Origin of the sequence: Amycolatopsis sp. NPDC004079, from assembly GCF_040610415.1 — a bacterium.
Lineage (GTDB): Bacteria > Actinomycetota > Actinomycetes > Mycobacteriales > Pseudonocardiaceae > Amycolatopsis > Amycolatopsis halotolerans.
In genome coordinates this window covers 32866-42167 of the sequence record NZ_JBEXMH010000072.1, presented here as the reverse complement: position 1 = coordinate 42167, position 9302 = coordinate 32866, and the positions used below count along the sequence as shown (strand labels likewise).

Here is a 9302-nt window from a genome sequence, read left to right as displayed (position 1 = left end):
TTTGTTGTTCCGTTCGCCGCTACGGCGCCCCGGGGCGGGGGGAACCTGGGGGGGTGTCGTGGGTAACCCTGAGGGACTCAGAGTCCCTCAGGGTTCCCCTCACGGACCGCTGCGGGCGGCGGCGGAAGCGGGACCTCAGCCCACCACGATGGTGTGGTCGGTGCGGGAGACGAGTTCGCCGATCACGGGGCAGCCCGGCAGTTCGCCCGCTACCAGCAGCCCGCCGGAGGTTTGTGCGTCGGCGAGCAGCAGGGCCTCGTCCTCGGAGATCCGCGACAGGTCGGCGTGCGGCCGCACCCAGTCGAGGTTGCGGCGGGTCCCGCCGCTGACGTAGCCGTCGCGCAGAGCTTCCCGGGCACCGGCCAAATAAGGAACCGCCGCCGGGTCCAGCCGGGCGGTGACGCCGCTCGCTCGGGCCAGTTTGTGCAGGTGGCCGAGCAAACCAAAGCCCGTGACGTCGGTCGCGCACACCGCGCCCGCCTCCAGCGCGGCGGCCGACGCGGCGCGGTTCAGCGTGGTCATCGCGGCGATCGCCTCCTCGGACCGTTCGCCGGTGGCCTTGTGCCGCGAGTTCAGCACGCCGATCCCCAGCGGCTTGGTCAGCGTCAGCGGCGTGCCCGGCTTGCCCGAATCGTTGCGCAGCAAGCGTTCCGGATCCGCGGTGCCGGTGACGGCGAGGCCGTACTTGGGCTCCGGGTCGTCGACGCTGTGCCCGCCGGAGAGATGGCATCCAGCCGCGGCGCAGACGTCCAGGCCGCCGCGCAGCACCTCCGCGGCCAGCTCGAACGGCAGCACTTCCCGGGGCCAGCCGAGGAGATTGACCGCGACCACCGGGACGCCGCCCATCGCGTAGACGTCGGACAGCGCGTTCGCGGCGGCGATCCGGCCCCAGTCGTACGGATCGTCGACGACCGGGGTGAAAAAGTCCGTGGTCGCGATCAGCGCGACGTTCCCGGCGATGCGGACGGCCGCCGCGTCGTCGCCGTCGTCGAGGCCGACCAGCAACTCGCCGGGCGGGTCTGAAGGTGCGGCTCCGGACAGGCCGCGGACGATGGTTTCCAGCTCTCCGGGCGGGATTTTGCACGCGCAGCCGCCGCCGTGGGCGTACTGGGTCAGCCGGACGCTCATGTCCTCATGATGCGGGGGCGCGACGGTCTTGGCAGGATGGCGGAATGCCCCAGGGAGGCGTATCCGGCCTGGTGACCGGCGCGGTCTTCAACACCGTTGAGCGGCAGGTCCTGCCGCTGGCGGGTTCGATTCCCGTCCGCCTCCGCCATGGGTGACCCGCGCCGGGCGATCCCGCGCACCGACGCCGTGCTCGGCGAGCCGAGGATCGCGAAAGCCGCCGAAACCCTCGGCCGCGACCTGGTGAAATCGCTGGTCGCGGCGGCGCAGCAGCGGGCCCGGGCGGGCGAGATCGAGCCTGGCGAGGTCGTCGCGGAGGTGGTAGCCCGGCTGCCCGCGACGGTGTCGTCGCTGCGGCCGGTGCTCAACGCGACCGGCGTTCTCGTGCACACCAATCTCGGCCGCGCGCCGCTGTCCGCCGCTGCGCTGGACGCGATCGTCGCGGCGGGCGGTTCGACCGACGTCGAATTCGCGCTCGAAACCGGGGAACGGGCGAAACGCGGGCGTGGCACCCTGGCCGCGCTGGCGGAGTCGGTGCCGCGTGCGGAGGCGGTGCACGTGGTCAACAACAACGCGGCGGCCCTGCTGCTGTGCGCGCTGACGTTGGCTCCAGGCAAGGAAATCGTGGTCAGCCGCGGCGAGCTGGTCGAAATCGGCGACGGTTTCCGCATCCCGGATCTGCTCGCCTCGACCGGTGCCCGGCTGCGGGAAATCGGTACCACCAACCGGACTTCGGCGGCCGATTACGCGGCGGCCATCGGTCCGGACACCGGCTTCGTGCTCAAAATCCATCCCTCGAACTACCAGGTCACCGGGTTCACCTCGGCAGCGAGCGTCGCCGAACTGGCCGGGCTCGGCGTGCCGGTGGTCGCCGACGTGGGGTCTGGGCTCCTCGCGCCGCATCCGTTGCTGCCGGACGAGCCGGACGTCACGACCGCGCTGGCCGACGGCGCGAACGTCGTCACCGCGAGCGGCGATAAGCTCCTAGGCGGTCCGCAGGCGGGCTTGCTCTTCGGAGATGCCGAACTCCTGAAACGGTTGCGGCGGCATCCGGCGGCTCGTGCGCTGCGGGTCGACAAACTGACCCTCGCCGCGCTCGAAGCCACCCTGCGCGGGCCGGAACCACCGGTGCGGGCGGCACTTCTCGCGGAGAATCTCCACCAGCGCGCCGAAGCGCTGGCCGCGTCGCTGCGTTCGGCGGGCGTGGACGCCGAGGCGGTGGACTCGACGGCGGTCGTCGGTGGCGGTGGCGCGCCGGGTGTCGAGCTGCCCAGCGCGGCGGTCGCGTTGCCCGCCCGGTATGCGGAGGCGTTGCGGCTGGGCGAGCCCGCTGTCGTCGGCCGGATCGTGCGGGACCGGTGCCTGCTCGACCTGCGGACGGTTTCCCCGGCGGACGACGCGACGGTGCGGGAGGCGGTTTCCCGATGCGGGTGATCGCCACCGCCGGGCACGTCGACCACGGGAAATCCACCCTGATCCGCAGCCTCACCGGCATGGAACCCGACCGGTGGGCCGAGGAACGCCGCCGCGGCCTGACCCTCGACCTCGGCTTCGCCTGGACCCGCCTCGGCGGCGAGGAACTCGCCTTCGTGGACGTCCCCGGGCACCAGCGCTTCGTGCCGAACATGCTGGCGGGCGTCGGCCCGGTCCCGGCCGCGCTGTTCGTCGTGGCCGCGGACGAGGGATGGATGCCGCAGTCGGCGGAACACCTGGCCGCGCTGGACGCGTTCGGTGTCCGGCACGGCCTGCTCGCGGTCACCAAATCCGACCGTGCCGACCCAGGCCCGGCGACAGCGGCGGCGCTCGCGGAGATGGCGGCGACGGCGCTCGGCGAGGTGCCCGCCGTCAGCGTCAGCGGCACGACCGGCGCGGGGCTCGAAGAATTAAAAGCTCAGCTCGCCAAGCAGGCCAGCCGGTTGCCGCCGCCGGATCTGGAGGCGGACGTTCGGCTCTGGATCGACCGCGCGTTCACGATCAAGGGCGCGGGCACGGTGGTCACCGGAACCCTCGGGGGCGGAACCCTGCAGATCGGCGACGAGGTGACACTCGGTGCGGACCGGGTCCAGATCCGCGGCCTGCAAGCACTCGGCGAACCGCGCGAAAGCGTGTCCGCAGTGGCTCGGGTCGCGGTGAATTTACGCGGCGTGGCAAAGGGTTCCGTCGGCCGGGGCGACGTTCTGCTGACCCCGGGCGCGTGGCGTCCGGCGACGGAAGTCGATGTCCGGTTGCGCGGCGCACCGTCCGGCGAGCTGCATCGGAATCTGGTGTTGCACTTCGGTTCCGCGGCGGTGCCCGCCCGGATTCGTCCGCTCGGACCGGACACCGCCCGGTTGCTGCTCGCACACCCGCTGCCGCTTCGGACCGGCGACCGGGGGCTGCTGCGAGACCCGGGGGAGCACCGGATCCCGGCCGGGTTCGACGTGGTGGACGTCCGGCCGCCGTCGCTCGCGCGTCGCGGCGCCGCGCGAGCCCGGGGCGAAGAGCTGACCGCCGTGGAACCGGGCTGGGATTACCTCCGCCGCGAGGGTTTCGTGCGCCACGAGGACTTCCGTGCGCTGGGGCTGCCCGCGGTGGGCGAGCGGCTCGGCGGCTGGCACGCCGACCCGGCCCGTCTCCGCCAGTCGCGAGCGGAGGTCGGCGAAGTGGTCGCGGCCTGGACTCGTGAGCATCCGCTGGCCGCGGGGATCCCGGCCGAAGCGCTCCGGCAACGGCTCGGGCTGCCGGACTCGGGACTCGTTCCGGCAGTCCTCAGCGACGGGCTGATCCTCGAGGACGGTCTCGTCCGCAAGCCCGGCGCCGGGCTGACCGCCGAAGTCGCCCAAGCCATCGAAGTCCTCGAAGCGCGATTCGCCGAGCACCCGTTCCGCGCACCGGAAGCGGACGAACTGCGGAAACTCGGCCTGGGCAAACGGGAATTGGCCGCCGCCGTCCGCGTGGGCCGGTTGCGGGCGATCGCCGACGGAGTGGTGCTGGCGCCGGACGCGCCGGAGCGCGCGGTGGAAGTCCTGGCCGCGCTCGGCGAGCCGTTCACCGTGTCGCGGGCGAGAAAGGCGCTGGACAGCACCCGCCGGGTGATGATCCCGCTGCTGGAGCACCTCGACGCGGCCGGGCTCACCGAACCGCTCGGCGACGGGACCCGCCGGACGTGCTGCGAGCGCCCGGAAAACGGATTACCGTGACAGCGTGGGCATGCGGCAGTGGATCGAAGGCTGGCCGGTGTACCGGCAGCTGGCCGGTCCCGACCGCACCGCGCGCGCCTCGGCGGCCAAGTCGGCCGGTTCGGAGCGCTGGCACGCGCGCACCGAGGACGCCGACCAGGTAGTCCGGTCGGTCTGTCCGTATTGCGCCGTCGGCTGCGGCCAGAAGGTGTACGTCAAGGACGGCGCGGTCACCCAGATCGAGGGCGACCCGGATTCGCCGATCTCCCGGGGCAGGCTGTGCCCGAAGGGGTCGGCCAGCAAGCAGCTCGTGACCAGCCCGAGCCGCGTGACCGAGGTCCTCTACCGGCGGCCGTACGGCACCGAATGGGAGCGGCTGTCCCTCGACCAGGCGATGGACATGATCGCCGACCACGTGCTCCAGACGCGCGCCGAAACGTGGCAGGACGCCGACGACCAGGGCCGCAAGCTCAACCGCACGCTCGGCTTCGCGAGCCTCGGCGGCGCGACGCTGGACAACGAAGAGAACTACCTGATGAAGAAGCTGTACACCGCGCTCGGCGCGATACAGATCGAAAATCAGGCCCGTATTTGACACTCCGCCACGGTTCCCGGTCTGGGGACCTCCTTCGGTCGTGGCGGCGCCACGACGTTCCAGCAGGACCTCGCCAACGCCGACTGCATCGTCATCCAGGGCTCGAACATGGCCGAATGCCATCCGGTCGGGTTCCAGTGGGTGATGGAGGCGAAGGCCCGCGGCGCGAAGATCATTCACGTCGACCCGCGGTTCACCCGCACGAGCGCGGTCGCGCACGTCCACGCCTCGGTGCGGGCGGGGTCGGACATCGCGTTCCTCGGCGGGCTGATCAACTACGTCCTGCAGCACGACCTCGACTTCCGCGAGTACGTCGTGGCCTACACGAACGCCGCCGCGATCCTGACCGAACAGTTCGCCGACACCGAGGACCTCGACGGCCTGTTCTCCGGCTTCGACCCGGAAAGCCGCCAGTACGACAACTCGAGCTGGGCGTACGAGGACGCTGACGCCAGCCCGGCGGCCGGCGCCCGCGACCCGGATCAGCCGGGCGGCCACCACGGCGGCGAGAAGCACCAGAGTTCCGCGCGCGCCGAGTCCTACGGCAGCGGCGGCGCGGCGATCGAAACCAAGCCCAAGACCGACGAGACACTGCAACACCCGAGGTGCGTTTTCCAAGTCCTCAAACGGCATTTCGCCCGCTACACGCCCGAGGCGGTCGCGGACGTCTGCGGCCTGCCGGTCGAGCAGTTCACCGAAATCGCCGAGGCGATCACCGCGAACTCCGGCCGAGACCGCACCACGGCCTGGGTGTATTCGGTCGGCTGGACGCACCACACGGTCGGCGCGCAGTACATCCGCACCGCCTCGATCCTGCAGACGCTGCTGGGCAACATCGGCCGTCCGGGCGGCGGCATCCTCGCGCTGCGCGGGCACGCCAGCATCCAGGGCTCGACCGACATCCCGACGCTGTTCAACCTGCTGCCCGGCTACATCCCGATGCCGCACGCGCACCAGCACTTGGACCTGGACAGTTTCGTCGCAGCCGACGCGGGCAAGACCGGGTTCTGGGGCAACATGCGCTCCTACACGGTGAGCCTGCTCAAGGCGTACTGGGGCGAGAACGCCCAGCCGCACAACGACTTCCGCTTCGACTACCTGCCGCGGCTGACCGGCGACCACGGGACGTACGCGACCGTCCAGAAACAGATCGCGGGGGAGTGCAAGGGCTACTTCCTGGTCGGCGAGAACCCGGCGGTCGGCTCGGCCAACGGCAAGTTCCAGCGGCTCGGCCTCGCCAACCTCGACTGGCTGGTGGTCCGCGACCTGCAGTTGATCGAAAGCGCGACGTTCTGGAAGAACGGCCCGGAGATCGAGACCGGCGAGCTGAAGACCGAGGAGATCGGCACCGAGGTCTTCTTCCTGCCCGCCGCCGCGCACACCGAAAAGGACGGCAGCTTCACCAACACCCAGCGCCTGCTGCAATGGCACCACAAGGCGGTCGAACCGCCCGGCGACGCCCGCAGCGACCTGTGGTTCTACTACCACCTGGGCAGGCTGCTCCGGGAACGCATCGGCGGCGACGCGCGCGACGCCCCGCTCCGCGACCTCGCGTGGAGCTATCCGACCGAAGGCCCGATGGCCGACCCGAGCGCGGAATCCGTGCTCGCGGAGATCAACGGCCACGGACCGGAAGGCCCGCTCTCGGCGTATACCCAGCTCAAGGACGACGGTTCGACGTCGTGCGGCTGCTGGATCTACTGCGGCGTCCGCGCCGACGGCCACAACCACGCCGCGAACCGGCAGCCGGGCTCCGAACAGGACTGGATCGCGAACGGCTGGGCCTGGGCGTGGCCGGCGAACCGGCGGATCCTGTACAACCGCGCCTCGGCGGATCCGGACGGGAAACCCTGGAGCGAACGCAAAAAGCTGGTCTGCTGGGACGCGGCGGAGGCCAAGTGGACCGGCCCGGACGTCCCGGATTTCGAATCCGGCAAGGCACCCGATTACGAACCGCCGGACGGGGCGAAGGCACAGGACGCGCTGAGCGGCCGCGATCCGTTCATCATGCAGACCGACGGCAAAGCCTGGCTGTACGTCCCCGCCGGGCTGGCCGACGGCCCGCTGCCCACGCACTACGAGCCTTTCGAAAGCCCGGTCGGCAACGCCCTCTACGGCCAGCAGTCCTCGCCGGTGCGGCAGACGCTGGACAGCCCGGTCAACCAGTACAACCCGGCGCGCAGCGAGGTCTACCCGTACGTGTTCACCACCTACCGGCTCACCGAGCACCACACGGCGGGCGGGATGAGCCGGACGCTGCCGTATCTGTCCGAGCTGCAGCCGGAGTTCTTCTGCGAGGTTTCGCCCGCGCTGGCGGCCGAACGTGGCCTGGAACACCTCGGCTGGGCGACCATCGTCTCGTCGCGGACGGCCATCGAGGCCCGCGTGCTGGTCACCGACCGCGTCAAGCCGCTCAAGGTGCGCGGCCGCACCGTCCACCAGGTCGGGCTGCCGTACCACTGGGGCCCGAACGGCCTGTCGCGCGGCGACGCGGCCAACGACCTGCTGTCGATCGTGCTGGACCCGAACGTGCACATCCAGGAGGCCAAAGCGGCCACCTGCGACATCCGTCCCGGACGGCGGCCGCGCGGGCCGGCGCTGCTGGACTTCGTGGCGGAGTACCGGAGGCGAGCCCATGGCTGAATACGGCGCCCAGGCCCGGATGGGCTTCTTCACCGACACGTCGGTGTGCATCGGGTGCAAGGCGTGCGAGGTCGCGTGCAAGGAGTGGAACGGCGTCCCGGAGGCGGGCGGGCAGGACCTGCTCGGGCTGTCGTACGACAACACCGGCGACCTCGGGTCGAACACCTGGCGGCACGTGGCGTTCATCGAACAGGAAAAGCCCGGGGTGGATCTCGGCATGCCGACGGTCGGGGCGCCGGAACAGCAGCCCGAGGAGCCGGGCGTGCGCTGGCTGATGTCGAGCGATGTCTGCAAGCACTGCACGCACGCGGCCTGCCTCGACGTCTGCCCGACCGGCGCGTTGTTCCGCACCGAATTCGACACGGTCGTGGTGCAGCAGGACATCTGCAACGGTTGCGGCTATTGCGTGCCCGCGTGTCCGTACGGGGTCATCGAAAAGCGCGAGAGCGACGGCCGCGCGTTCAAGTGCACCCTTTGCTATGACCGACTCGGTGCCGGGATGGAACCCGCGTGCGCCAAGGCTTGCCCGACAGACTCCATCCAGTTCGGCGAACTGGACGAACTCCGCGAACGTGCCGCCGCGCGGGTGTCGACGCTGCACGAGGACGGCGTGCCGGAAGCGCGGCTCTACGGGCACGATCCCGAGGACGGAGTCGGCGGAGATGGCGCGTTCTTCCTGCTGCTGGACGAACCCGAGGTCTACGGCTTCCCGCCGGACCCGGTCGTGACGACGCGTGATCTGCCGCAGATGTGGAAGCGCGCCGCGACGACCGCCGCCGGGGTGGCCGCGGCGCTGGTCGTGTCGTTCCTGGGACGGCGGCGATGAGCCCGCGGCGCGAGCGGGCGATGGTCGAGCCCGCCGAATTCCGTTCCTACTACGGGAGGCCGATCCTCAAGGAGCCCGCCTGGAAACAGCCGGACGTCCCGCTGTACCTGTTCCTCGGCGGCGCGGCCGGTGCGTCGGCGTCCCTGGCCGCGCTCGCTGATGCGACCGGACGTCCGGAACTGGCCAAGGTCGGTCGGCTGGCTGCTTCCGGCGGGTCGATCGCCAGCGTCGTCGCGCTGATCCACGACCTCGGCAAGCCGACGCGGTTCCTGAACATGCTGCGCGTGCTCAAGCCGACTTCGCCGCTGTCGGTGGGTTCGTGGATCCTGTCGCCGTTCTCCGGTCTCGCCGCGGTGTCGGCTTTTACGGCGATGACCGGACGTTTCCCCCGGCTGGGCCGGTTGGCCGGGGCAGGGGCGGGCGTGCTCGGACCGGCGATGTGCACGTACACCGCGGTGCTGCTCGCCGACACCGCGACGCCGTCTTGGCACGAAGCGCACGGGACGCTGCCAGTGCTGTTCGCGGGCAGCGCGGTGACCAGCGGGGCCGGGATCGCGCTGATTTCGGTGCCGCGGAAGGAGAATGGCCCGGTGGTGCGGGCCGGGATCGCCGGGGCTGTCGCGGAGTTGGCTGCGGAGCACCACCTGGAGACCGGTCTGGGTTTGGCTTCGGAGCCGTACCGGACCGGCCGGGCCGGACGGTTGTTGAAGGCGGCCAAGGTGCTTACCGCGGCAGGCGCGACGTTATCGTTGGCTGCCCGCAAGAACCGCGCGGCGGGAGTTGCCGCGGGGGCCGCTTATCTGGCGTCGGGGCTGTGCACGCGGTTCGGGGTTTATGCGGCTGGAGTTGAGTCCACAAAGGACCCGAAGTATGTCGTTGTGCCGCAGCGGGAACGGCTTGCGGAGAAGCGTTCGGGCCATTAACGGGCGGCCCGAACGCACCGCCACAGTTCTTC

At 70.9% G+C, this 9302-nt stretch carries 6 protein-coding genes and 1 tRNA gene; 6 read left to right on the top strand and 1 reads right to left on the bottom strand.

The genetic code is table 11. The features are described from left to right. Positions 1-135 precede the first annotated feature (135 nt). The gene (gene selD, locus ABZX37_RS42030; RefSeq protein WP_354749414.1) at positions 136-1128 is read right to left on the bottom strand and encodes a selenide, water dikinase SelD; all 993 of its coding nucleotides are present in this window, start codon (positions 1126-1128) and stop codon (positions 136-138) included. 53 nt (positions 1129-1181) lie between these two features. Here selD and ABZX37_RS42025 point away from each other — a divergent pair. From ABZX37_RS42025 to nrfD, 6 genes are all read left to right on the top strand, one after another. After that, positions 1182-1276, top strand: a tRNA-Sec gene (locus tag ABZX37_RS42025). After that, positions 1276-2559 carry an L-seryl-tRNA(Sec) selenium transferase gene (gene selA / locus ABZX37_RS42020; protein ID WP_354749412.1) on the top strand — a complete coding sequence of 428 codons (1284 nt, stop codon included), beginning with the start codon at positions 1276-1278 and terminating at the stop codon, positions 2557-2559. Before ABZX37_RS42025 ends, selA begins: the two co-directional genes overlap by 1 nt. Then, a complete protein-coding gene (gene selB, locus ABZX37_RS42015) occupies positions 2550-4304 on the top strand; it encodes a selenocysteine-specific translation elongation factor (protein WP_354749410.1) in 1755 nt (584 codons plus the stop codon). Before selA ends, selB begins: the two co-directional genes overlap by 10 nt. A 4-nt stretch (positions 4305-4308) precedes the next feature. Beyond that, on the top strand, positions 4309-7521 hold the full coding sequence (fdh, locus tag ABZX37_RS42010) for a formate dehydrogenase (protein WP_354749408.1): 3213 nt from the start codon (positions 4309-4311) through the stop codon (positions 7519-7521). Beyond that, the gene (locus tag ABZX37_RS42005) at positions 7514-8347 is read left to right on the top strand and encodes a 4Fe-4S dicluster domain-containing protein (protein ID WP_354749406.1); all 834 of its coding nucleotides are present in this window, start codon (positions 7514-7516) and stop codon (positions 8345-8347) included. The genes fdh and ABZX37_RS42005 overlap by 8 nt, the downstream gene beginning before the upstream one ends. Continuing rightward, positions 8344-9270, top strand: a complete 927-nt coding sequence (nrfD, locus tag ABZX37_RS42000; RefSeq protein WP_354749404.1) for an NrfD/PsrC family molybdoenzyme membrane anchor subunit — start codon at positions 8344-8346, stop codon at positions 9268-9270. Before ABZX37_RS42005 ends, nrfD begins: the two co-directional genes overlap by 4 nt. Positions 9271-9302 lie beyond the last annotated feature (32 nt).

Coding starts and splice junctions, on each gene's coding strand:
- selD (WP_354749414.1), bottom strand. CDS start 1,128: ATGAGCGTCCGGCTGACCCAGTACGCCCACGGCGGCGGCTGCGCGTGC.
- selA (WP_354749412.1), top strand. CDS start 1,276: ATGGGTGACCCGCGCCGGGCGATCCCGCGCACCGACGCCGTGCTCGGC.
- selB (WP_354749410.1), top strand. CDS start 2,550: ATGCGGGTGATCGCCACCGCCGGGCACGTCGACCACGGGAAATCCACC.
- ABZX37_RS42005 (WP_354749406.1), top strand. CDS start 7,514: ATGGCTGAATACGGCGCCCAGGCCCGGATGGGCTTCTTCACCGACACG.
- nrfD (WP_354749404.1), top strand. CDS start 8,344: ATGAGCCCGCGGCGCGAGCGGGCGATGGTCGAGCCCGCCGAATTCCGT.